Here is a 25,118-nt window from a genome sequence, read left to right as displayed (position 1 = left end):
TACTATATTTTTTTAAATCCACAAAACTGAAAATTTTGTGTTGTATCAAAAGGTGTTGTATGATTTTCTGTAAAACATTTAACGGCTTGAAAACTTTGGTTAAAAGCTCTTTTCATGGTGCTTTCTGAATACTGTTTTATTTCTAAACCACTACATTTTAAAGGTCCATTTTCTGAAAAAGTTCCTAATAGAAAATTTCCGTTTTGGCTTATTGCATTTCCAATTATAGCAACGTATTTCTTGATGCTTTCTTCTTCTGTCAAAAAGTGGAAAACGGCTCTATCGTGCCAAAAATCAAATGTTGTTTCGGGTTGAAATTCAGTAATATCAGAAACAATCCAATTAACCAAATGTGCTTTGTCTGCTAATCTCTTTTTTGCTCTTTCTAATGCAAATTCTGAAATGTCTAAAACCCAAATGTTTTGATACCCTTTTTCTAATAAAGTATCGACAAAATTACTATCGCCACCACCAATATCAATAATATTGGCGGTTTTAGATAGGTTTAGATTTTCTAAATAATCCATTGCAGTTTTAGGATATTCTTGTGTCCAACTGACTTCGTTTGGTTGTTTTGTAGCAAAAACATTTTCCCAATGTGCTTTTTGATTTCCCATAATTATTATGCTTTACAACATCCGTCCAATGAAGCAATTCCCTCTGAAGTTGCTTTTACTTCATCGGCATCATAACCCAATTTAGAAATAGCCACTTTTATAGCTTGTAAATCAGTTTTCTTCGGGTTGTAGTAGATTGTAAAAGTCATTGCTTTATCATCAAGCTCATACATTTTTACGCCTTTGATTTTTAGCATTTCTGTTTTGAATTTTAATCCACACGTTTCACATTCTTTACAATGGTCACAGTTTAAAGTGGTTTTAATAACTGCTTTTTGATTTGTCTTTTGTGCTACTGATGTATTTGAAATAAACAATACAGCTATTATCAATAGCGTTGATTTTAGTACATTCTTCATTTTGATTATTTTTTAAATTATTATTGTGTTTTATTTACTCTTCTTCTCCGCTTCCTTTTGTCAATTCTGACAATAAATAATAAGCACCTTTAATTACCACTTTAGCATTGGAGGCTACTTTGTCTATTGCCTTTACTTCCGTGTATCCCATATCTGTTGCACCAGTCGTTATTTTTATTTGCTGAAACGTATTCTTGGCTGTTTCAATAAATATAAAATGCTCTTCTCCGTTGTTTACAATAGCTTCCGTTGGCAATGCAATGGCGTTAGCATTGTTTATTTTTACTCTTGCTTCAACATACATACCCGGCAAAACGGTTTCTGTAATCTCGTTTATTTTGGCGTGAACTATTACCGCTTGTTCGTTAGGTTCAAACGCTTTATTTATAGCATAAATAGTAGCAGGATGCGTGTGCGCAATATCATTGGCATCACTGAATGTAATTTGTTGTCCGATTTGTATTTTATGGATGTCTTTTTCAAAAACTTTCAAATCTAAATGTAAAAAACGGTTATCAATGATTTCAAAAAGTAAGGCGTTGGGTTCGGCATATTTTCCCATACTTAAATTGATGTGTTGAATGTAACCACTTATCGGAGCAGTAATGGCGATGTTTGAAGCAATATTTTTTGAAGAAAGATTACTAACGTTAATACCCAATTGCATCAATTTAGATTTAAACGTTTCTCTTTTGGCTTGTGCAATCTGTAATTCCCTTTGTGCTTGTTGATAGGTTTTACCTGCATTGATGTTGTCATCCCTTAATTCCTTTTGGCGTTGGTATTCCTTTTCCAAATAAGAGAGATTAGCATTGTTTTCTAAATAATCCTGTTGCAATTGTAAAACTTCGGTGTTGACGATAGTAGCTAATGTTTTCCCTGCCTTTACAAATTCGCCCTCTTGAACGTAAATGTTTTTTACAATTCCACCACTCAAAATACTCACTTGTGCTTGGTATTGTGGAGGCAAAGAAAGTTTACCGTTGATTTTTAACGAAGAAGTTAGATTCTTGTTTTCAAAACTACCTAACTCTAATCCGATAGCCTTTATTTGAGCATCTGTAAAGTGTATAATAGTTTGGCTTTTTGATTCGGGAGCAGCTTCTTCTTTTTTAGCTTCTTCAGAACTGTTCTTGCACGAGCTAAAGGTCAGTATAGCTATTAGTGCGATGAATATATTGTGTTTCATAGTGATGAATTTTATTTGTTTATTAAGTACTGAATATTGATAACCGTTTGATTGTAATTATTCAATACCGTTAGATAATCTGTTTTTATTTTATTGGCATCTTTTAGATTTTGGGCATACTCAATATATCCAATGTCTCCCGATTTGTATAACCGTTGTGCGGAAGTTATTATACTTTCAGCCATTGGTAAACCCTCCGCTTTATAGTAGTTGAGTTGTTCCAAATACTGTTTTTGCTGTTCAAATTGTTGCAAGTAAATTGTGGCTAATTCCTGTTGGGATTTTTCCAATTCCTTTTTTGCAATCTGTGTTTCAATTTCAGCCGCTTGGCTTCGTGCTTTAATACCGTTTCTGAACAAAGGAATATTAATGCCAACACTTCCGTAATAGAATGGTTTTTCTTTGTCTAAACTTTGTCCGTTAAAGCCCAAATTAAAAGAGGGGATTGCTTTTGCTTTTTCAACTTTTACGCTTAATTCTTTAGCAATAATTTGTTGTTGCAAATACTTTAAAATTGGATGGTCTTTAACTAAAGTGCTATCCGTTAAACTGATTTCGGGCAAAGCTTCATACTTTGATGGTGCTGTGTAATTTTCATTGCTTTTTGTCCATTTTTGAAGTTCAGCTAAATAATATACAACCTGTGTATTGGCTTGTGCCAGTTGATTTTTCAATTCTTTGCGCTGTAATGATGCGCTGATTTTCTCTAATCTATTGCTTTCGCCAACTTGAAATTTTTTATCGGCATACTTTTCATAGTCCGCAAAAACCTTGTCTGCATCAACCAGTAAATTATATTGTTGCCAACTGTAAAGCCAATTGTAATAGGCATTAGAAACATTTTTTATCAATTCACTTTTTGTAACTTCTTCAAAGGATTTCGCTACGGTTACATTCTGATTTAAAAGTTTTCTGTCCGCTTTATTAGTCAATCTAAAACCTTGTGCTACACCAACATTGTAATCAAAAAGTTTACTGTTCATTTGACCTAAATTACTATTGATGTTGAAAGGATCTAAAACAGTAGCCGTTTTTGTTAAGGTTTGCTGTTGCTTGGTTTGCAATGATGCCTGTTGAATAGCAGGGTAATTCTTTATTGCTAATTGCAAAGCATCATTTAACTGTAACGGATTGGTTTGTGCCTTTGCTGTATAGGATAAACTACTAACTAAAAACAATGCAATAACCGTAATTACAGGATTTGTCTTTTTAGGTTTTCTTGGTGTCATAACTAAATAATATAAAACTGGTAAAACAAATAAGGTCAGTAATGTAGAAGTTAGTAAACCACCAATTACAACTGTCGCTAAAGGTTTTTGTACTTCTGCACCTGCACTGGTTGACAATGCCATTGGTAAAAAACCTAATGAGGCTACTGTTGCTGTTGCTAAAATTGGTCTTAACCTTGCAGCACTTCCTTTGTAAATACGCTTTAATAAATCATCTTCTCCCTCTTCTTTGAGACTATTGTAATAACTGATTAATACAATACCATTGAGTACAGCTACCCCGAATAATGCAATGAATCCAACTCCTGCGGAAATACTAAAATTCATTCCACGAACCCATAAAGCCAATATGCCACCAATAGCCGCCAATGGAATAGCTGAAAATATAATGGTTGCTTCTTTGATGGATTTGAATGTAATAAACAGTAAAAAGAAAATCAGCAATAATGCTACAGGAACAGCCAATTGTAAACGTCCTTTAGCTTCCTGCAAGTTTTGAAACTGTCCACCATAAGTAATAAAATAGCCTTCGGGAAGTTTAAGTTTAGCATCTAGCTTTTTCTGAATGTCTAAAACCACACTTTCCACATCACGACCTCTAACATTGGCTTCAATAACAATTCTGCGTTGTGCATCTTCACGGCTTATTTGCGATGGCGAGGTTTTAAACGTTACTTCGGCTACCTCGTTTAATGGTATTTGATTGCCATTTGGAGTAGGAATAAGTAAGCTTCTAAGAGCATCAATATCGGTATTCTCATTTTTTGGAATACGAACCACTAAATCAAATTTTCTTTCTCCCTCATAAACAACTCCAGTAGTTCCCCCTGCATAAGCGGTATTTATAATTCGGTTCACATTGGCTATATTTAAACCATACTGCGCAATCTTATTTCGATTATAATTGACCACTAAATTAGGCATCCCTGTTACTTGCTCTACTTTAATATCAGCTAAACCATCAATTGATTTTAAGAGTGGTAGTGCTTTATTGGCTTCTGAAAAAAGGCGGTCTAAATTATCCCCAAATATCTTTATGGCAATATCCGATTTAACACCCGCAATCAATTCATTAAAACGCATTTGAATTGGTTGTTCAAAAGACAAATTACATCCCGGAATAGCACTTAATTTTTCATTCATCTTTTCAGCTAAATCTTCTTTGTTGTGTGCTGTTGTCCATTCTTTTTTATCTTTTAAAACCATTATTACATCGGCACTTTCAATTGGCATTGGGTCGGTTGGAATTTCGCTACTTCCTATCTTACTTACTGTTTCTTTAACTTCTGGAAATTGCTTTACAATTTTCTCTAATTGTGTGGCTACTTCAATACTTTGAGGTAAGCTACTTCCTTGACGAATGGTGTAATTCATTGCAAAATCGCCCTCGTCTAATTCGGGGATAAATTCGCCACCCAAAGAATTGAATATAAATAATGATGCGATGAATAGAAAAATGGCAGTTCCAATGACCATAAATTTTCGCTCTAAAGCTTTTACTAAATAGGGTTGATACCAATTGTTCAGTTTATTCATAAACCTATCTGTAAAATTAGGTTTGTCGTGTACTTGTTTACTTAGAAAAAGACTACTTGCCCAAGGCACATAAGTAAGGGAAAGTATTAATGCTCCCAAAATTGCAAAACTCACTGTTTGAGCCATTGGCATAAACATTTTACCCTCAACACCACTTAATACAAATAGGGGAATGTAAACTATTAAGATTATGATTTGTCCAAATATGGCACTACTCATAATTTTTGATGAACTTTTGATTACTTCCTTATCCATTTGATTTTGCGAAAGGATATTACTTTTATAATGCTTGGAAAAAATGTGCAAAGTGGCTTCGACAATGATAACTGCACCATCCACTATAAGCCCGAAATCCAACGCACCCATACTCATTAGATTGGCACTTAACCCAAACATATTCATAATGATTATGGCAAAGAGCATAGCTAAAGGAATTACGGAAGCAACTATTAATCCAGCCCGTAAGCTTCCTAAAAAGAGAACCAAAACAAGAATTACGATTAATGCACCCTCAAGTAAATTTGTACTAACTGTATGAACTGTTTTATTGATAAGTTTTGTTCTATCCAAGAAAACATCTAATTTAACCCCTTTAGGCAATGATTTTTCTATTGATTTAATCTTCTCTTTTACACGCTCAATAACTCGTACTGCATTTTCTCCTTTTTGCATTAAGACAACACCTCCAACAGTTTCTCCGTTTCCGTTCCTTGTCATTGCACCATAACGAGGTGCAAAACCAAATTTTACTTCTGCAATATCTTTTATCAGAATAGGAACACCAGTATTATTTTTAACTACAATGTTATTGATGTCTTCTAAATTTTGAATTAATCCTTCTCCTCTTATAAAATAGATATTTGGACCTTTATCAATGTAGCTTCCGCCTGTGTTTTCGTTGTTGTTTTGTAAAGCTTCAAAAACATCAATTAACGTTAGGTTGTTGGCGGCTAATCGTTCTGGTTTTACGGAAACCTCGTATTGTTTAAGTTTGCCACCAAAACTACTAACATCAACAACTCCTACCGTTCCCAATAATTGACGGCGCACAATCCAATCTTGAATAGTTCTTAATTCGGTTAAATTGTATTTTTTCTCATACCCCTTTTGTGGTACTAAAACATATTGAAAAATTTCTCCAAGTCCTGTGGTCGGTGGTAATAATTCGGGAGTTCCATACTGCTTTGGAATACTTTCCGCAGCAGTTGTTATTTTTTCATCTACTCGTTGACGAGCAATGTTAACAGGCACATTGTCTTTGAAAACAATTGTTATAACTGATAATCCCGAACGGCTTGTACTTCGTAATTCAACCATTTCCTGCAATGATTTGAATTCCGTTTCTAATGGATAGGTAATAAATTGTTCTACTTCTTGGGTTGCTAAATTCGGGGCGTTTGTAATTACTTGAACTTGATTGTTGGTTACATCAGGTAGTGCATCTACACTCAATTGTGTAAATGAATAGATACCAAACGAAACAAAAATAGCAAGTAAAACCCCTGTAATCAGTTTATTATTTACTGAAAAGTTTATGATTTTATTTATCATTTTAATAGTATAATGAATGAGTAATTAGGCACTAATGCCCATTAAATACTGTGGAAAGACCACAACTCTATTACCCGAAATTACTCGGGCTTCATTATGCTATTTGAGGCGGTTGCCAAATGCTTCCGAAGAAATTTGAAGCAAAAACTGATTTGTATTCGGGTACTTTATTATCAATAATAGTCTTAATTGAAATCAGACTATAAGAGAACGTATTGTTTAGTGAAAACCCTTGACAGCCACAGCAACTGCAAACACACATAGGGGAACACACATCATTATCGTGGTGTGGTGTAGATTGGTTGCTTATCGCTACTTTTTTGGAAGTTGAAAACGCCTCTCCATCTGCACAAGGCATACAGGAAAGTCCAATCAAATAGAATGATAATATGAGGGTTAGTATTTTCACGATTGTAAAAGTAGTATTTTTTTAATAAAAAAGTAGGCAAATAATATATTTCACTATTTGCCTAATGTTCTTTAAATGTAATTTTGATTTATTTTTTTGCCACTAAATCCATTCCGCATTTAGGACATTTTCCCGGTTTATCACTTGTAACTTCGGGATGCATTGGGCAAGTGTAAGTCATTGCCATAGTGTGTTTTTTAGTTTTCATTTTTTTGCTTTTAGTCATCATAGAACACTTATCCATTTTTCCGTTCATATCCATGCAATCACCATTTTTCATTGTCATTTTTTTGCCATCTTTCATTACGCATTCGCCATTTTTCATGCAGGTAGTACCATTTTTCATTTTCATGTCTTTGTCCATAGGCATCATTTTACCATCTTTCATGCACATCATTTTACCGTCTTTCATCATGCAACAATCTTTCATCATTGCTTTTTTTGTTTTGGTTTGTGCGTAAGTGTTACTTGTTGTAAGTGATGCTGCAATGAATAGCATTACAGTAAACATTTTTGCCAACATTTTTGTGTTTTTCATAATATATAAATTTAGTTTTTTCAGTTGCGCTGTTACCCGCCCTTCAGATTGCTGTTGCCCAGAAAATTATTTGAATTAATAATAATTACTTAATAAAGGTGATTTAACTTATCCAATAAAGCATTATGCTATTTTAAATTATAGTTGCATGATTCGTTCTTTTTAAATTGTTGTTAATACCTCAAATTAGCCCCAATTCCAAATCCCATATCACTATCGTAATGGGTTCTGATACTTACATTTCTTCCAATTATATATCGTGCATCGACCATATACTCCTTATCTGTATTTACCATAAATCCCATTCTTAGTCTTTTGGAAACAGGAATATCTTCTCTCATCAGTTGGAAGCGTATTTTACCATCTGCAAATAATTCGGATTGAAATATTACTAACATAGGTAAAGTGTAATCTACACCAACAGTAAGTGTTGACCTATTATCTTTTGAATTGGATTGACCAAATAGATTACTTTCTTCTTCATCAATTCCCATTTTTCTGTATCTCCAATCAAAACCAACAAAAGGCATTAACCATTGCATTTTTCCAATATACCTACCTATATGTGTTTCCGTTTCATAACCATGCATATTATTATATCCTAATCTCCATTCCGTTCCAATACTCCAACGTGTATTGGCAATCATCAAAGCCCCATCATTTCCATTATTAGCAAAATCATTTTCAATCATTAAATGAATTTTTCTGTCATCAGCAAATAGTTTTCGCTGTGCTAATTTTGGATTTGGAATTTCGGGGTTGGCTGCTTGGTTTTCATAGGTAAAAACTCTTCCCATTCCTGACATCATGTGGTAGAGAATATGACAGTGAAAGAACCAATCTCCCTCAACATTGGCGTTAAATTCGAGAGTATCAGTTTCCATTGGCATTATATCCACAATGTTTTTTAGTGGAGCATAATCGCCTTGACCATTTAACACCCTAAAATCGTGACCATGTAAGTGCATTGGGTGTCGCATCATAGAACCGTTGTGCAAAATGATTCTAATATTTTCGCCTTTCTTGATTAGGATTTTATCGGTTTCTGAAACTACTTTGTTATCTAAACTCCAAACATAACGGTTCATATTTCCTGTGAGTTCAAATTTTAATTCTTTTACTGGAGCGTCTTTTGGAAGTGTAGTTTTAGTAGGCGATTTTAGCATTGCATAATTTAAAGTAACAATATCTGAAAGTTTGTTACTGTCATAATCGCTTTCAGTCATTTTCATATCCCCCATTTTACCATCTGCTTTTGCTTTGGTTTCGCCTGTTATTTCTGGATACATAACTACATTCATATCCATTTGGTTTAATGACATTTGCATACCCATATCGTCTAAATCACCGTTCATTTTCATCATGCTGTTCATCATTTTCATTCCTTCAAAATATTTGAGTTTTGGCAATGGAGAAACTAATTGATTGATGCCACCACCAATATATATTGAAGTTGATTTTGTTCGGTCTTCGGGTGTTGCCAACAATTCATAGGCGGTTTTTTCAGCAGGAATAGTAACAATAATATCATAGGTTTCGGAAACAGCTACTATTAATCTATCAACTTCAACTGGTTCGACATCGTTACCATCGTTGGCTACTACTGTAACTTTTCCACCTGCATAGGTTAACCAGAAATAAGTTGATGCTCCGCCATTTGAAATTCTTAAACGGACTTTATCGCCACCTTTGAATTGAGATAATTGACTTTCGTTTTTACCATTGATTAGAAATTTATCATAATAGACATCGCTCACATCCATTGCGTTCATTCGCTTCCACTCATTGGTTACTTTGGTTTTAAAATGTCCACTTCTTATGGCTTCTGCATAACTTTGGGTTGTTCCTTTTTTAATGGCAAACCAATCCGTAGCATTGTGTAGCATACGGTGTACGTTTTCGGGTTTCATATCCGTCCACTCACTTAAAATAATTGGAACGGTTGGTAAATCATCAATTCCTTTTCTGAAAGTTGGGTCTTCATTTCTTTTATTCATAATGAATGAACCGTACATTCCTATTTGTTCTTGCAAGCCAGTATGACTATGATACCAATGTGTTCCGTGTTGGATAATTGGAAATTTGTATAAATGTGTGGTGTGTGGTTTAATTGGCATTTGTGTAAGGTTTGGAACGCCATCGTATTGATTTGGTAAAAACAAACCGTGCCAGTGCATAGAAGTTTCTTCGTTTAACTCATTATGTACATAGATTTCAGCAATATCGCCCTCAGTGAAAGTTAAGGTTGGCATTGGAATTTGTCCATTTACCGCTATTGCTCGTTTTTCTTTACCCGAAAAATTCACAATAGTATCACGAACATATAAGTCATAACGAACAGTTTTTGAAGGCTCATTTTTTGCTGTAAAAGTGGTTTGTTTTGATTCCGCTTTTGGGTAAGAAATACTATTGTTAGTTGTAACTTCTTTCTCTGAATTAGCTTCGCTCTGTTCGCCTTTGGCTCGGGTTTGAGTTTTATCCTGTTTTGGAACTGCTTTTTCTTTAGTTACTTTAGGCTTTTCTTTTATGAGCGTCATACCACATTTAGGGCAGTTTCCCGGTTTAGGTAAATGAATTTCGGGATGCATAATACAAGTGTAAAATGTTTGCTGTGTCTCCTTTTTGACTTGAGCATTGCCAAATGAGCATATAGATATAAAGAATGTTATTAGAATTAAATTTTTCATCTTTTTATTTAAAGTTTTAAATTTCGTAAACGCAAGGCATTTACAATTACTGATACTGAACTAAATGACATTGCTAAAGCGGCAATCATTGGGGACAATAAAATTCCAAAAAAGGGATATAAAACACCTGCTGCAATTGGAACTCCCAACACATTGTAGAAAAACGCAAAAAATAAGTTCTGCTTAATGTTTTTCATAACTGCATGACTTAAATTTTTGGCTTTTACGATACCTAGTAAATCGCCTTTAACTAAAGTTATTTTGGCACTTTCTATAGCTACATCTGTTCCTGTTCCCATTGCTATTCCAATGTTGGACTGCGCTAATGCCGGAGCATCGTTTATTCCGTCTCCTGCCATCGCTACAATTTTTCCTTCTGCCTGTAAGCGTTTAATTTCTTTGAGTTTATCTTCTGGTAAGCATCCTGCTTTATAAGCCGTTAAGTTTAGTTCATCAGCAACAGCTTTGGCAGTATTGACATTATCTCCAGTAAGCATAATTACTTCTACACCTTGACGCATTAGTTCTTTTATAGCTTCTTTACTCGATATTTTAATTGCATCGGTAATTGATACAAAACCAACTGCTACGCTATCAACAGCTATATATGAAACGGTTTTTCCTAGTTTTTGCTCGGCAATAATTTTGTTTTCCAAATCATTTGAAACATTTGCCTTTACTTGTTCCATTAGTTTTTTATTTCCTAATGCTACTTTTTTATTGGTTACTGTTCCTGTAACTCCTTTGCCTGCAACGGCTTCAAAATCTTTAACTTCAACTAATAAAATGGATTTTGTTTTTGCATAATTCACAACAGCTTGCGCCAATGGATGCTCGCTATATTGATTTAATGAAGCTATGCTTTTCAATAAATCCTCTTCGTTATTATCTGACGAATAGATTTTTTCAACAGATGGTTTTCCCTCTGTTATGGTTCCTGTTTTATCAGTAATTAGTACATTTACTTTATTCATGTTTTCTAAAGCTTCAGCATTTTTTATCAAAACGCCTGATTGCGCACCTTTACCAACACCAACCATTACTGACATTGGAGTTGCCAATCCTAAAGCACAAGGACAGGCAATAATTAAAACGGCAATAGCATTTATAAATCCGTAAACTAATGCAGGTTCGGGACCAAATTTTGCCCAAATGAAAAAGGTAATTACGGAAATAATTACAACAATTGGCACAAAGTATTTTGCGATGCTATCGGCTAATTTTTGAATTGGTGCTCGTGAACGACTGGCATCATTTACCATTTGAACGATTTGAGAAAGTAAGGTTTCTGAACCCACTTTTTCAGCTACCATCACAAATGATTTGTTACCGTTTATTGTTCCTGCAATTACATTATCGTCTTTCTTTTTGTCAACGGGTATTGGTTCGCCTGTAATCATAGCTTCATCAATACTACTTTCGCCATCGGTTATTTTTCCATCTACAGGAATTTTGTCTCCTGGTTTTACTCTTAATAAATCGCCTTTTTTGATGTCGTGAATCGAGATTACTTTATCGCTTCCATCAATAACCAAAGTAGCTTCAGTAGGAGCCAATTTTAATAATTCTTTTATTGCGCCACTGGTTTGACTGTGCGCTCTGGCTTCTAATAATTGTCCTAACAAAACCAAAGTTAGAATGACAGTTGTAGCTTCAAAATAGAGTAATACTGTTCCGTGTTCGGTTTTAAATTCACTTGGAAAAATATCGGGAAAAAACATTCCGACTAAACTAAATAGAAAAGCCACTCCTGTACCAATTCCGATAAGGGTAAACATATTCAAATTCCATGTAATGATTGACTTCCAAGCACGAACAAAAAATATCCAACAGGCATAAAAAACTACAGGAAGAGATAGAATTAATTGTACCCAATTCCATTTTGAAGCGTCCATTAGTTGAAGTAATGGATTGTTGTGTGCCATTTCTATCATTGCAATAGCGAAAATTGGAACTGTAAATACAATCGCTACTTTCATTTTCTTTACCAAATCCTTGTACGTTTTTTGGTCTTCGTTGTCAGTTGGATTCATAGGTACTAAATCCATTCCGCAAATTGGACATGAACCTGGAGTTTCACTAATTACTTCGGGATGCATAGGACAAGTATATAAGGCTTTACTAACGGTCAATTCTGGTGCTTTGACTAAATCCATTCCACAAACAGGGCAGTCGCCTGCTTTGTCATAGACTTTTTCACCCTCGCAGTGCATTGGGCAATGGTATTTTCCACCTGCATTAGCGGGAACCATATTTTCTTTTTTATCACTATGAGAATGGGTGGAGCAACAGGATTTTGCAGTAGATTCATTTGCAGTAGATTCCTGTGAACTCTTTCCATTGGTCATTTCAATAGTGTATTTTCCAACGACAGTTAATACTTCTTGCAATTGTGTTGTTGGAATGTGTTTTTCCATAGTTATAGTAGCAATTGGTGGGCTTAATGAAACTTTAGCTTCAACACCATCAATAGCATTTAATGTTTTTTCGACTTTGGTGCGACAACCGTCACAAGTCATTCCGGCTATGTTGTAAGTATGTATCATCTTGCTAAAATTTGTGTTAGGTTACTCATTTTTATTAAGAGTATTTATCCAATTGATTATTTCTTCTTTTTGATTGACAGTAAGTAGTGCATTTTTATGAATAAGTGTATAGGAACTTAAAGGCATTTCATCAGATTTTATTTGTTTGCTTATTGCATCTAATTTACTTCTTTGTTTCCTGTTAGAATAATTTCCAAATTCATTAAAATTTAATTCTTTCTTTCCCTCATTAATATGTCCGTCCATAAAGAAACGAATAGGTTGTATATAGGAGTACCAAGGATAATCGGTATTATCACTATGGCAATCATAACAGGATGTTCTTAAAGAAGTCTCAACGTTTTTCGGAACCTTATACATTTCTGTAAAGTTTGATGAAAAATACTGCTCATAACCAATGTTACGAGCAGGTTGATAACATTGCATCAACAAAAAAATAATGAACCCAATAATTGCTATTTTTTTGATGCGTTTTTTCATTTAATACGTTTTTTTGACAGTACCACAAGTAAGCATTTTGTTACCTTGATATGGGTTTTTGATTTCTTTGACTTCACTTATCCAAATAGCACCTTTACCATCGTTTGCCATTGGGCAATAATCTTGGTATAGTTTTCTGTTTGAACCAAACATTTTAATCAAATCGTTGATGTCTTTGCTTAACAATACAAAATGTTCTCTTTGATGTTCTAATTTATCTCCATTTGCTCCAATATGTTCAGCGTGTTCTTTAGCATCATCAGCTATATCAAGATAATCTTTTTTCTGTTTTGCATTTAGTGTTTTGGTATCAAATCGGTTAAATGATTCTAATAGCATTTTTCCTTTATCAGCTGCACCTTTAGAATCATCTTTTGCTAATTTGTTTTTAAGATTTATATAACAAGTTATAATATCAGTGACATAATCTGACGATGTTACCGCAGAAGTAACAGCAGTTTCTTCAACTTTTGCTACGGTATCAGTTGATTTTGGTTCAGCTACATTTTTAATTTTTTGTGTAACTGGCTCTGTTAACTCCATCCCGCATTTAGAACATTTCTCTCCCTTTTTACCAGTAACTTCTGGGTGCATTGAACACGCATACAGTTGTGAATTTGTATCTGCTTTTTCGGTAGCCTTAACTTCTGTTTCTTTACTTTTTTGGTTACATGAAACCAATACGAAAACCATTACTATGGCTGAAATCATTATATTTTTCATTTGATTATTTTATTTGATTGTTTCTACTGTTTTACCACAAGTCAACATTTGAGAACCGTAGTAAGGATTTTTTACTGCATTTTCTTTGCTTAACCAATTTGCATCCTGCATAGGACAGTATTGATAATATACAGGCTCTGTAGGTTTTGAAACTTTTATCAATTCATAAGTGTTTTTAGATAATGACTTAAAAGAATCTCTTTGCTTTTTGATGTCTTGTGTTTCTGAAATACTTTTCGCATCAGCTTTCAAATCTTTCAAAACTTTCATCCAAACCATGTGAACGTCCATTTTCAAAGCTTCCATTTTTACGGTTTCAATTGATGTTAGTAATTCATTCGCTTTAGATGCGGTTGTTTTAGCATCTGTTTTTACTAAAGCATCTTTCAATGAGAAATAATTATCAAAGACAGATTGTAGTTGATTACTTTCTTGATTTTCAGACATTGGATTATGGTTATCCTCTACTAATACAGTTTCTCTCGATATTGCATCCACTTTTATAGGAGTTTTTACAGGTACTTTAGCTTCTCGGTCATATTGGCAACAGCCGGGAAGTTTTGAGTAAACATCAGCAGGAGCGAGGAATTTATCACTATCATAACCAACAAGAGCAATTCGTTTTAGTATTTCATCTTGATTGGTTTTGTTTTCATCATAAGTCAGGGTAGCCATTTTGGTATCTTCATTCCAATCGACATGAGAAATGTTTTTTAGATTTCCTGCTTTTTCTATTTTGGTTTTGCACATACCACAGTTACCATAGATTTTTACGCTTTCTGTTTTAGTGTTTTTAATTTGTGCGTTTGATATTCCTGATAACAATACAAGGATTGCCATCATTATTTTATTTAATGAGTTCATTGTTAAGAAATTAATTTTAAATTGAATTAGTTAAACAAAAACAAAACGAAGCATACTATGTTCAAATTTTGAAATTGAATTTAACCGAGAAAATAAATGAATTTAAAAGCAAATTTATGCTTTCGATTTGACACACTTATGGCTGTCAAAATTGGGATTTAGCTTATTTTTGGAATTAACCAAAGGGAATAGAAACCAGAAGAGATAAAGGTTTCAGCATTAGAATATTTTTGTTTTTCGGAAGAAAAATCAAAACTATTGTTTTTTAAAATAAATTCAGATGAAATGGTAAAACCATTAGTTGCTGATGGACACGCACATTTTGAATGACCACATTTACCACCACATCCATCATTGTTTTTTGATTTAGAATGACTGTCTCTATCGCAACAATCATCTTTATTTGCTTTTGAAGAAACTTCTTTTTTTACTGGGTGTTTATCAGCAGAACAAGAACCACAAGCATAAGTATTATTAGGCATAAAGAATATGCCTAATAACAGAAGTAATATGAAGTGGTATTTTTTCATTTTAAAACTAAACACATCAAAAGTAGTTAAATTGAATTAGTATTTCACCAAACATTTGTTAAAACGTTATGCTTTTTTGAGAATTATTTAAAATTATCAATGAGAGGCTTATTATTAAAAAGGTATTTGATTTATTGAATAAGATTTTTCATTCTCTTGAATTGTTAAGAATTATATTATATCAATTTGCTACATCTGTTTTATCAAACTAATCGATTTTTCTAAAATGTAAGCACCCTCAATAGCATTCTTATCAAAAACCATCATATAACTATATTGTTCTCCCGAAGATTTTTCCCAAGCCAACCCCAAACGAAGTTTAGCAGCACTATCCGAATTGTCACGGTCAGAACCTTTGGTTTCAACCAATATTACTTTATTCGATTTGGTTACAATAATAAAATCAGGATAATGATTAGACTTAAATCCATTTAGTGAAAATCCTTTTCCACGTCCTAAATTTCGGTGCCAAAAAGATATATTCTCCAAGCTCGAAATTTGCATTATAAATTCCTGTTCCAAAGAGTTCATATCACCCTCGTGAGTGTATAAAGAGTTTCCAATATCATTACCGATTTTTGATGGAATAATAACCGTTTCAAATCTCCAGTTAGGCATTGTTTTTATTTTTTTAATTGCAACCCAATCCTTAAAAATGCCTTCTGCTTCAATATCAGCCAAATCATTAATCTTCTTTTTAATCATATCCGAATAGGTAAGTTTGTATTGATTAAAATCAATCAACTCCTGTGGGGATAAGTTTTCTAAAATTCGGGTAACGTATTTCTTAATTTCGGCATCAGCAATAGGTGGCATTTTATCAATTTGCTTTAATACAAAATGCACCAAATCTTTAATCTGTCCCTCTTTTGGCTTTGCTAAAATATATTCTGTTATTTGTTCCTGAACATTACTCTTTTCTATCTTAAAAGGTGACATTTTATATTCTCCTTTCCGTATTTCTTCTGCATCAATTTTATACAAATCAGAAGACATACTTTTGAATGGAATTTGAATATCCTTATCAGATAATTTAAAATCTTTCAATAAGTTTACCCTATCCAATAATGCGGTAGAGCCTTCTTCTAAAAGCAAAAATTCGTTTTTAGGAATTTCAATTACAAATTTTGGTAATATTATTGCTTTGGCTTGTTCTGCAACGCTTTCACGCATTGGATATTGCTTTATTTTCATACCTACTTCTGTATAAATTTGTGTATTACTAATATTGGTAGCACCTTGAGTTACCATTTGTTCAAAAGCTTCATTTTGAGAAATTGCCATTTCTTCAATTTCAAAAACAGTTGATGGTATTGTTGAAACAACTTCAGGGGAAAACGAGACTTTTTGAGTGTCAAATATGGCTGGTTCTGTTGTTGAAACCTCTTTCTGTTCCGGAAAGAAAAAATCATCCAAAGTTTCTTGTGTGGCAGTTTGTTTTACTGCTTCTGTCATTATATCCTTTTCTCGATAATCTTTTTCACTAAAGCCTGATTGTTGCAAACCTTTGATAATGTTTTGCAATGTATCTTGAAATTTTGCCGAAGCGGTAATTACATAAGACAAATTCAACATTGTGCTGTTATGTCTCATTACATAAGGCTGTCGCAATACACGACCTAAAATTTGGGTAACATCAACTTCCGAAGATTTATCGGCTAATGATGCCAGGATATAAGCAAATGGGCAATCCCAACCTTCTTTTAGAGCATTAATAGTAATGATATAGCGAACTGGACAGTCTCTACTCATTAAATCAATTCCTTTTAGTTCATCTTTATTAGCAGTCTTAATCTTAATTTGTTCATCAGGAATCCCAATTGCTATTAATTGAGCTTTCAATTTATCAAAAGTGGTATTCTCTTCTTTGGTTTTGGATTGGGCTTGAAACAAAACAATCGGACGAATGTATTTCCCTCCATCTTGTTCCAATTTAATAGCCTCCAATTCCAATTTATGTTGCAAATGCAAAGCACTTTCAACAACACCTTCAATATTTTGATGATTGTAAACAATGACAGGAAGTTTGACCATGTGTTCTTTCTTCAATTCAAAAGCCGAAACCAAACTTACAATATTGGCATTTTGCTTGGGTGTAGCGGTCAAATCAAGAATAAAACTAGGATTAAGGTTATTTAGCATTTCAACACTCAAATCACTTTCGGCATTATGACTTTCATCAACTACCAAAATGGGATTTAAACTTCTAATAACATTTATTAAAGCTTCCTTTTCTGTCCCCTCTAAAACTATAGTGTCATCAATGCTATTTGAGAAACTGGATAAATTAGAGTTCTGCTCGTTAAATTTTCTATCTTCTTTATTTTTGGCTCTGATTGAGGAAAAATTGACTACCATTACACTCAATTGTTCTCTTACAGATGAAGCATTAAATCCAGCACCTTGTAACAAATCTTTTTTCTCAAAAACTTGAACACGGTTGTTAAACAATGAATTTAATTTTTGACAATATGGATGATCGGGATTAGACAAGTTTTTAACTGTTTGGTCTAAAAGATTACTCCAAGGCACTAACCAAACTACGGCTCTAGGTTTATCATCAGCCATTGCATCAAAAATAGTTTTCAACGCATTACAGGCTATAAAGGTTTTTCCGCCCGCAGTAGGCACTTTAATACTTAAATGAACAGCCTCCGGCACGGTGTTTTGATAAGGTCGCATTCCTTCTCCCGTGAGTGGATTATAACTTCCAACTTTGTCTTGCCAATAGCTATTAAAAGCAGTATCGGCTTTTTTATGAAGCTGCAAATATTCAAAATACTTGTGCAAATCATCAATAACTTGCTTTTGATAACTTTTTAGTTCCATACTTAAAATCGGGTTATATCTCTAGGAATTTTTTTGAACTCAATATTTTTTTCTCGCAAAAAGGTTTCGGGCAAAAGGCAGTTATCAGCATAGATAATGTAGCGTTCTGCTTTCTGTTGAATGTAACTCGCTAATGATTCATAATCAAGAGTTGTCAAGCTATCTTGATTATAAATAAAATAATAGGCTGTATCGTTGTGAACACCAAGATAGGGATTGGCATTTTTGGCAATGGCTTTGGTACTTCGGGTTTCTGTAAACCAAACATATTCCCTTATTTTATCAACGCCAACCGTTTCATTAAGATTATTATTGTCATCAAACAAAGGCTCGCCTAAAGTGTAAAAATTGAAACTACCTCCAGTAGCTTCTACATCAGCATAACCACCAATAACACGTTTAACACGTTCCGCTGTAATGGTTTCGGCATAATCTTCCATTTCTATCAAAATGAATTTACGATTACCACCGTCTTGTTTATTCAAATTTAAAACGGCATGAGCTGTAGTGCCTGAACCAGCAAAGCTATCAAGCACAATACTATTTTCATCTGTACCTAAAAGCAAAACTCTTTTAATCAGTTCTATTGGCTTTGGAAATTGAAAAACTTCTGCTAATCCTAGATTACGGAGTAATGATGTACCTTGTTCACTAATCATTTCTGTTTCAGTCCAAATAGTTTTAGCTTTCACAGTTCCTTTTCTATACTTATCATAAACTCCCCAACTACCATCTTGCTTTGGTTTACCAAAAATTGAATCCATATCATTTTCGTGGGTAATGTTTTCTTCAACTTTTTTTGTTCCCCATCTCCAACAACTTTCTTCTTTTTGACTATTTAGTGGGAGAACTTCAATAGTAAAATCATCATCCTTTTTTAATGATATTGGACAAAACCCATTCTTATCTGGATTTTTTGGATTTACATAAATTGGGAAAAATAAATTTGGACGATTAAATCTACCAAATTTTGGATTTCTATTTCTTAACTCTCTTATTGAATATTTTCCTAATTCATCTTCATAGGGATATTCCCCAACCTCAGTAGGCAATTCATTGATATTAGAAATTTCACTTTTAGAAAAGCATATTAGATATTCGTGAGTTTTAGCAATTTGCTTATATGTTTGTCCACGTTTGTTAGATTGAACAATAATTTCAGCTTGAAAATTTTTTTCGCCAAAGATTTCATTCAACATAAACTTCATTGAATGAATCTCATTATCATCAAGACTTATGAATATAAATCCATTTTTAGAAAGCAATTTATGTAGCAACTTCAATCTCGGATACATCATACATAACCACTTGTCATGTCTTGTCAAATCTTCACTTTCTTTGCCTACAACTTTGCCTAACCATTTTTTTATTTGTGGAGCATTTACATTATCGTTGTACACCCAACTTTCGTTCCCTGTGTTATAAGGAGGGTCTATATAAATACAATTTACCTTTCCTTCGTATTTAGGTAATAATGATTTTAGTGCTTCAAGATTATCGCCATTAATGATAAGGTTTCCTGTTGCAATAGAAGTTTCGGTTTTTCCATTTTCGGAAAAACCATATTCGTGGTTAAGTACTTTATAAGGAACTTCTTGATGATGATTGATAATTTTGTCTTTACCAATCCAATGTAGTGTGGGCATATATTTTTGGTGTTACCAAAAATACGACGTGGGCTAAATCCTCAAATGTCCACTTTCTTAGGTTCCGCAAAAAACCCTTGTAGCACGAACAAAGAGAACCGCCCACGTTTACCGTAGGCGTTTCAGCTTTGAACTCCCAGTGCTACAATTTTTAAATTTTGCGGATTTAAGAAAGCAGGGAAATCATTAGCAAAACGCTATATTTTTATATTATTTAATTAATCTATCTCTATATTTTTTGTTTTGTTTATTACGCAAATATAGTTTATTAAAAAACATAAAAAAAGGCTCTCAAAAAATTGAAAAGCCTTTTCCTAAATTATACTCTTAGTTATTATATATGTGTTTTATTTATTACCTTTTTAACACAACATTTTCCTTTATCTAGCTTCGGTTGTGAGTTATTGCAATGGTATTGCAATGTTTTCTAATATTAATTGCAATGCCATTGCAATAGTTCTTATACTAAATCTATTCTTGATTTATTTAGCAATTCTCAAAACTGATTTCTTTTCTTGTTTTTGACTTTGTATGTTCCAATAAACCGCCATTTGTTGTGCATAATCTATTGGGGTTTTGCCGATGTAATTTAAAAACTCCTTTTCGGTGCTATGTCCTGTTACATTCAATAATAAACCTGTCGGAATATCTCCGTAATAATTTGTAGCAAATGAACGTCTGCAAATATGTGAAGTGACCAACTTCCATTTTGGAAAATCTCCATTTTCTTTTCGAGAAGTTTCAGGGTTTATTATTGAACCCGAAATTGTTTCATTCAATTTGGCTTCTTGGCAAACATCTTTGATGTACAAATTAAATTTAGCTTTTGAACTTTCTATGTTTTTGCTGTAAAGAGGTGGGAAGTTTCCATTTCTTTTATCTAAAATTGCTCTTACTTTATCGTGTACAAGTATGGAAACTCTCTTTTTAGTTTTTTGTTGGATAAGTTCTATAAAATCCAAATTACCAATTTTCTTAATATCTTGTTTTGTTAATTGCAGTAAATCTCCAACACGCTGACCAATGTAACAACCTATCAAAAGCCAATCTCTGGCATCTTGTAAATGTGCCTGTTTCAATTCAACTTTTTCGATTTTCTTTAAATCATTCCAATTAAGATAAATTTTATCAATTTGAACACTAAAACCTTTAATTTGTTGAAGTTGTGGACTAACAGTATAGCCCGACTTTTGAGCATCTAAACAAATAGTTTTTAAAAATTTGATATAACGCCCTGCCGTATTTCTGCCTAACTTTTCTACTTCAAGCAAATATTTGAGAAAATCATTTCTAAATTTTAAATCAATCTCAGATAGTTTATACTTGTGGCGTTTATACTCTTGGAACCCCTGTATTTTTAATTTTATTGTTTTGTACTTTGTAATTGTTGCTTTAGATGTTCCGAGTTCTCCAGTTCGGTCATTGGTTTTTAACTCCAATTTTTCTACATAGAGGTCGCAATAATTAAGAATGAAATTGTTATCTGTTTTTTCGGCTTTATTAAAATGGGAATTTAAACACTCATTTAGCCAATCTTTATTGACTATATCTGCACCTGTACCACTTTTATTATATCTGCTAATTATATAGGATTCTAAAGTGTCTAATTCATTTTGCAAATTGTCTCTTTCAGCAAACTGGGAGACTTTCCGTATTTTACCACTTGCGTTATTAAAATAAGCTGGATTGATAACTAACGGAATTGCTAGTTTAATATCAGTTTCTCTATTTGCAACAAATCGGATGTATATTTTTGATGGATTATTATTTCCTCTAATCGAATATTTTATCGTAGCCATATTTCATATTTTAGTTACGACAAATATAAATAGTAGAATTATTATAAAAAAATATTTTGTCCGACATTTGTCCGACCAAAAGCGAATTTACACTAATTTAACCTAATGCAAATTAATTTTGTTTTTTATTAAAAACCCTTTAAATACTTAACTTAACGAGGTTTTTTGTTCTAATTCAATTATTTAGAGTTAATTAGCAATTAAGCTATTTCGTTCCCTCTTTCTCCGCAAAGAAAACCCGAAACGAAAGTTTCGGGTTTTTTATTTTCCAGCCGCGTCAAAAGCCCTGCTTTTGTAAGTGTCTGGAAAATAAAAACCCAAACGGCATGAAATGCCGTTTGGGTTTCCTTTGCTCAGGATCCCTTTTTGGACTCAACGAAGTTAATCCCGAATTTATGTTACGAACTAAAGATTTTTTTAAACTCTAAAGACTTTGTGCCTTACTGCCACTGACAGTCCTCATCTTAATATAAATCTTTGTCAGGTATGCCTTCCCAACGGTCCTAAAAATTACTTCAATTATACATTTTAGTAAAACTTAATTATCTTTGAAATAATTAAGAAATACTAAGTGTCGAAAATTCCTATAAGACATATTCTACAAACTCAAAAAGAACCTGACTTGTCAGGAAGTTTCAGCATAAGAGAAATTCAAGAGTTGTTAGAGGGAAAAGATATGATTCAAGAGCTACACAGACATGATTTCTTTTATATACTCATTTTAAAATTTGGTAACGGACTCCATGAAATAGACTTTACACAATATGATATTGTAAACCACACCGTTTTCTTAATGCGACCGGGACAGGTACATCAACTTAATCTCAAAGCTGCAAGTACAGGGTATTTAATACAATTTAAAAGTGATTTTCTCTATACTCATAACAGTGTTTCACAGCAGCATTTAAGAAAGATAAGCCAAAATAATCTTTACCTGCTTGGACCGGAAGGCTACCAAAAAACAGAAACGATTTTAGCAGACATTTTAAAAGAGTATTCCACAAAAGCGAAAGGTTATCAGGAAGTTCTGAAAGCCAACCTGAGTATTTTACTAATAGAACTGCTTAGACAAAGACAAAATATACCTGTCCCTCCAACGAAAGCCACTCCTTATGCACAAGAGAAACTGGAGGAATTTTTAGAGCTGGTGGAATCGAATATCGCCAAATACAAACAAGTATCTCAATATACTCAATTGCTAAATCTTACTTCTTATCAACTTAATGCCATTACTAAAACATTACTCCACAAAACACCTTCCGATATTCTCAATGAAAGCATTCTTTTAGAATCAAAAAGACAACTTCTTGCCACCTCAAACCAAGTAAGTCAAATTGCCTATCACTTGGGTTACGAGGATGCGTCTTATTTTATAAGATTCTTCAAAAAGCATGTTGGGAGTTCACCCGAGGCCTTCCGAAACAATTCCAAATAAGTCCTATTCAACTTTATTTTTGTCCTATTCCCATCATTGTTGTTGCATTTACTTTTGCTGAATAAATATTCAAAATAATAATCGGTATGAAAACAAAAATGAAATTAATGGCTGCCTTCAAAATCTGGGTGGCAATTTACCCCTCTATTACATTATTCCTTTATCTGTTAAGCAAATCCTCACTGGAATTACCTTTGTATTTAAAGACTTTAATGCTAACGCTTATATTAGTGCCTTGGGTTGTGTTCGTTGGTGTTCCTTTTGTGGATTTTATCATGCGTCAACTATCAATAGACATAAACAAGAAATAATCCAGAATGAATGATGACAACTCAACAGTACCATCACATTCCAGACGGGAATTTATAAGGCAAAGCGGACTCGCACTGGTGGCACTTTCATTACCATTTCCAACACTAAAATTTTCAAAAGACGATACTATGAAAGAGAATAAAAAATTTGATGTAATCATTGTAGGCGGAAGTTATTCCGGACTTGCTGCAGCTATGGCTTTGGGCAGAGCTTTGAAAAAAGTGCTAATTATTGACGGCGGAAAACCTTGTAATGCGCAAACACCACATTCACATAACTTCCTTACCCAAGATGGAAAAACGCCATTAGAAATTGCAACTCTTGCCAAACAACAAGTTGAAAATTATGATTCTGTTACCTTTTTTGAAGGTTTTGCAACCAATGGAAAAAAGATACGGAATCAATTTGAAATTCAGGTAACAACGAGCGAAACATTTCTGGCTGACAAGCTAATTTTTGCAACGGGTATAAAAGATAAAATGCCAGCCATAGAAGGATTTTCAGATTGTTGGGGCATTTCGATGTTGCATTGTCCTTATTGCCATGGATACGAAGTTAGAAATGAAAAAACGGGTATATTAGGCAATGGGGAACACGGAAATGAATTAGCCAAACTGATTTCTAATTGGACAAACGACTTAACTTTGTATACCAATGGAAAATCAACATTGAGTGACAAACAAACAGAGAAACTTTTAAAACATCAGATAAAAATAGTAGAAAAAGAAATTCAAAAACTAGATCACAACAATGGATACATACAAAATATCATTTTCAAAGACGGTACAAAAGCTGAAGTAAAGGCAATGTATTCCCGAAACTCGTTTGAACAAAATTGTGCTATTCCCGAATCGTTAGGTTGCGAATTAAATGACGAAGGCTATATCAAGGTAAATCCTTCTCAAGAAACTTCTATTGATGGCGTTTATGCCTGCGGTGATAATGTAACCCGATTGCGCTCTGTTGCAAATTCAGTAGCAATGGGGACAGCAGCCGGAATGATGGTTAGTAAAAAAATGATTTTAGAACAATTTTAAAAAAAACAATAATGAATAAATCTTGGGATGCTGATTATAAAGCCATGTGGAATGAACGATACATGGACAACGAATTTGTTTACGGAAAAGAACCTAATTTATTTTTCAAAGAATGGATTCAAAAATTCGAACCGGGTTCAATACTAATGCCCGCTGATGGCGAAGGGCGTAATGGCGTTTTTGCAGCACAATTAGGATGGAAAGTAACCTCAACTGATTTAAGTGAAGAAGGAATGTCAAAAGCATTTGAATTGGCAAAAGAAAAAAAGGTTGACCTGGAATATAGTGTTGGAGATCTCGAAGAACTCCAGTTTGAGCCATTGTCATTCGATGCTATTGGTTTAATCTACGCACATTTTGCTGCTGAAAAAAAATCAGTGTTGCATAAGAAATTAAATGACTATCTAAAACCCGGAGGCATTATTATTTTCGAAGCTTTCAGTAAATTGCATTTGCTTTACAATAGTATTGACCCAAAAGTCGGTGGTCCAAAAGATTTTGATATGTTGTTCTCTACTGCTGAAATAGCAGCTGACTTTGACAATTATGAGATATTACTTTTAGAAGAAAAAGAAATTACATTAGAAGAAGGCAAATACCATATCGGAAAAGGTTCTGTAATTCGGTTTGTTGGCAGAAAAAAATAAGCTATAGCTTAGCACACCCAATAATTAGCTGAGTAAGCCCTGAAATTAATAAGTTTCAGGGTTTTTTTGTTTGTGGTTTATAGCTGAAAAACAATTTAAAATATGTCCTATTCAACTTCATTTTTGTCCTATCCTGCAGCCTATCTCCTGAAATA

The 25,118-nt window shown here is 33.4% G+C and carries 18 protein-coding genes and 2 pseudogenes; 4 read left to right on the top strand and 16 right to left on the bottom strand.

Going from position 1 to position 25,118, the window contains the following annotated elements; translation table 11 throughout:
* Window positions 1–2: 2 nt before the first annotated feature.
* The 16 genes and pseudogenes from QWY90_RS10165 to QWY90_RS10095 form a co-directional block, all read right to left on the bottom strand.
* Window positions 3–617 carry a class I SAM-dependent methyltransferase gene (locus QWY90_RS10165; protein WP_290285807.1) on the bottom strand — a complete coding sequence of 205 codons (615 nt, stop codon included), beginning with the start codon at window positions 615–617 and terminating at the stop codon, window positions 3–5.
* Window positions 618–622: 5 nt separating this feature from the next.
* The gene (locus tag QWY90_RS10160) at window positions 623–976 is read right to left on the bottom strand and encodes a heavy-metal-associated domain-containing protein (protein WP_290285806.1); all 354 of its coding nucleotides are present in this window, start codon (window positions 974–976) and stop codon (window positions 623–625) included.
* 34 nt (window positions 977–1,010) lie between these two features.
* Window positions 1,011–2,165 carry an efflux RND transporter periplasmic adaptor subunit gene (locus QWY90_RS10155; protein WP_290285805.1) on the bottom strand — a complete coding sequence of 385 codons (1,155 nt, stop codon included), beginning with the start codon at window positions 2,163–2,165 and terminating at the stop codon, window positions 1,011–1,013.
* Window positions 2,166–2,176: 11 nt separating this feature from the next.
* A complete protein-coding gene (locus tag QWY90_RS10150) occupies window positions 2,177–6,481 on the bottom strand; it encodes a CusA/CzcA family heavy metal efflux RND transporter (protein WP_290285804.1) in 4,305 nt (1,434 codons plus the stop codon).
* Window positions 6,482–6,575: 94 nt separating this feature from the next.
* Window positions 6,576–6,890, bottom strand: coding sequence for a DUF6660 family protein (locus QWY90_RS10145; RefSeq protein WP_290285803.1), 315 nt, complete (start codon window positions 6,888–6,890; stop codon window positions 6,576–6,578).
* Window positions 6,891–6,981: 91 nt separating this feature from the next.
* A pseudogene (locus QWY90_RS16985) lies at window positions 6,982–7,068 on the bottom strand (heavy metal-binding domain-containing protein); the annotation flags it as partial.
* Window positions 7,069–7,143: 75 nt separating this feature from the next.
* Window positions 7,144–7,305, bottom strand: a pseudogene (locus QWY90_RS16980) (DUF6799 domain-containing protein); the annotation flags it as partial.
* Window positions 7,306–7,601: 296 nt separating this feature from the next.
* On the bottom strand, window positions 7,602–10,115 hold the full coding sequence (locus tag QWY90_RS10135; RefSeq protein WP_290285800.1) for a multicopper oxidase domain-containing protein: 2,514 nt from the start codon (window positions 10,113–10,115) through the stop codon (window positions 7,602–7,604).
* 8 nt (window positions 10,116–10,123) lie between these two features.
* Window positions 10,124–12,661, bottom strand: a complete 2,538-nt coding sequence (locus tag QWY90_RS10130) for a heavy metal translocating P-type ATPase (protein ID WP_290285799.1) — start codon at window positions 12,659–12,661, stop codon at window positions 10,124–10,126.
* A gap of 21 nt (window positions 12,662–12,682) precedes the next feature.
* On the bottom strand, window positions 12,683–13,141 hold the full coding sequence (locus QWY90_RS10125) for a heme-binding domain-containing protein (protein WP_290285798.1): 459 nt from the start codon (window positions 13,139–13,141) through the stop codon (window positions 12,683–12,685).
* The gene (locus QWY90_RS10120; RefSeq protein ID WP_290285796.1) at window positions 13,142–13,864 is read right to left on the bottom strand and encodes a DUF3347 domain-containing protein; all 723 of its coding nucleotides are present in this window, start codon (window positions 13,862–13,864) and stop codon (window positions 13,142–13,144) included.
* Window positions 13,865–13,873: 9 nt separating this feature from the next.
* Window positions 13,874–14,728, bottom strand: coding sequence for a DUF3347 domain-containing protein (locus QWY90_RS10115; RefSeq protein WP_290285795.1), 855 nt, complete (start codon window positions 14,726–14,728; stop codon window positions 13,874–13,876).
* Between the two features lie 158 nt (window positions 14,729–14,886).
* Entirely contained in the window at window positions 14,887–15,258 is a 372-nt protein-coding gene (locus QWY90_RS10110) for a hypothetical protein (RefSeq protein ID WP_290285794.1), read from the bottom strand.
* Between the two features lie 189 nt (window positions 15,259–15,447).
* Complete coding sequence (locus tag QWY90_RS10105) at window positions 15,448–18,087, bottom strand: DEAD/DEAH box helicase (protein ID WP_290285793.1); 2,640 nt, start codon at window positions 18,085–18,087, stop codon at window positions 15,448–15,450.
* A 2-nt stretch (window positions 18,088–18,089) separates the two neighbouring features.
* Entirely contained in the window at window positions 18,090–19,733 is a 1,644-nt protein-coding gene (locus tag QWY90_RS10100) for a site-specific DNA-methyltransferase (RefSeq protein ID WP_290285792.1), read from the bottom strand.
* A 482-nt stretch (window positions 19,734–20,215) separates the two neighbouring features.
* Window positions 20,216–21,532 carry a phage integrase SAM-like domain-containing protein gene (locus QWY90_RS10095; RefSeq protein WP_290285791.1) on the bottom strand — a complete coding sequence of 439 codons (1,317 nt, stop codon included), beginning with the start codon at window positions 21,530–21,532 and terminating at the stop codon, window positions 20,216–20,218.
* Window positions 21,533–22,154: 622 nt separating this feature from the next.
* Here QWY90_RS10095 and QWY90_RS10090 point away from each other — a divergent pair.
* The 4 genes from QWY90_RS10090 (at window position 22,155) to QWY90_RS10080 (ending at window position 24,963) form a co-directional block, all read left to right on the top strand.
* On the top strand, window positions 22,155–22,967 hold the full coding sequence (locus tag QWY90_RS10090; protein ID WP_290285790.1) for an AraC family transcriptional regulator: 813 nt from the start codon (window positions 22,155–22,157) through the stop codon (window positions 22,965–22,967).
* Between the two features lie 86 nt (window positions 22,968–23,053).
* The gene (locus tag QWY90_RS17675) at window positions 23,054–23,278 is read left to right on the top strand and encodes a hypothetical protein (protein WP_500683690.1); all 225 of its coding nucleotides are present in this window, start codon (window positions 23,054–23,056) and stop codon (window positions 23,276–23,278) included.
* Window positions 23,279–23,284: 6 nt separating this feature from the next.
* The gene (locus QWY90_RS10085; RefSeq protein WP_290285789.1) at window positions 23,285–24,316 is read left to right on the top strand and encodes an NAD(P)/FAD-dependent oxidoreductase; all 1,032 of its coding nucleotides are present in this window, start codon (window positions 23,285–23,287) and stop codon (window positions 24,314–24,316) included.
* 11 nt (window positions 24,317–24,327) lie between these two features.
* Window positions 24,328–24,963 carry a class I SAM-dependent methyltransferase gene (locus QWY90_RS10080; RefSeq protein ID WP_290285788.1) on the top strand — a complete coding sequence of 212 codons (636 nt, stop codon included), beginning with the start codon at window positions 24,328–24,330 and terminating at the stop codon, window positions 24,961–24,963.
* Window positions 24,964–25,118: the final 155 nt, after the last annotated feature.

It is taken from the genome of Flavobacterium paronense, assembly GCF_030409795.1.
GTDB classification, from domain to species: Bacteria; Bacteroidota; Bacteroidia; order Flavobacteriales; family Flavobacteriaceae; genus Flavobacterium; species Flavobacterium paronense.
Note: the sequence above shows the minus strand (reverse complement) of the source record. Positions and strands in the feature narration are given on the sequence as shown.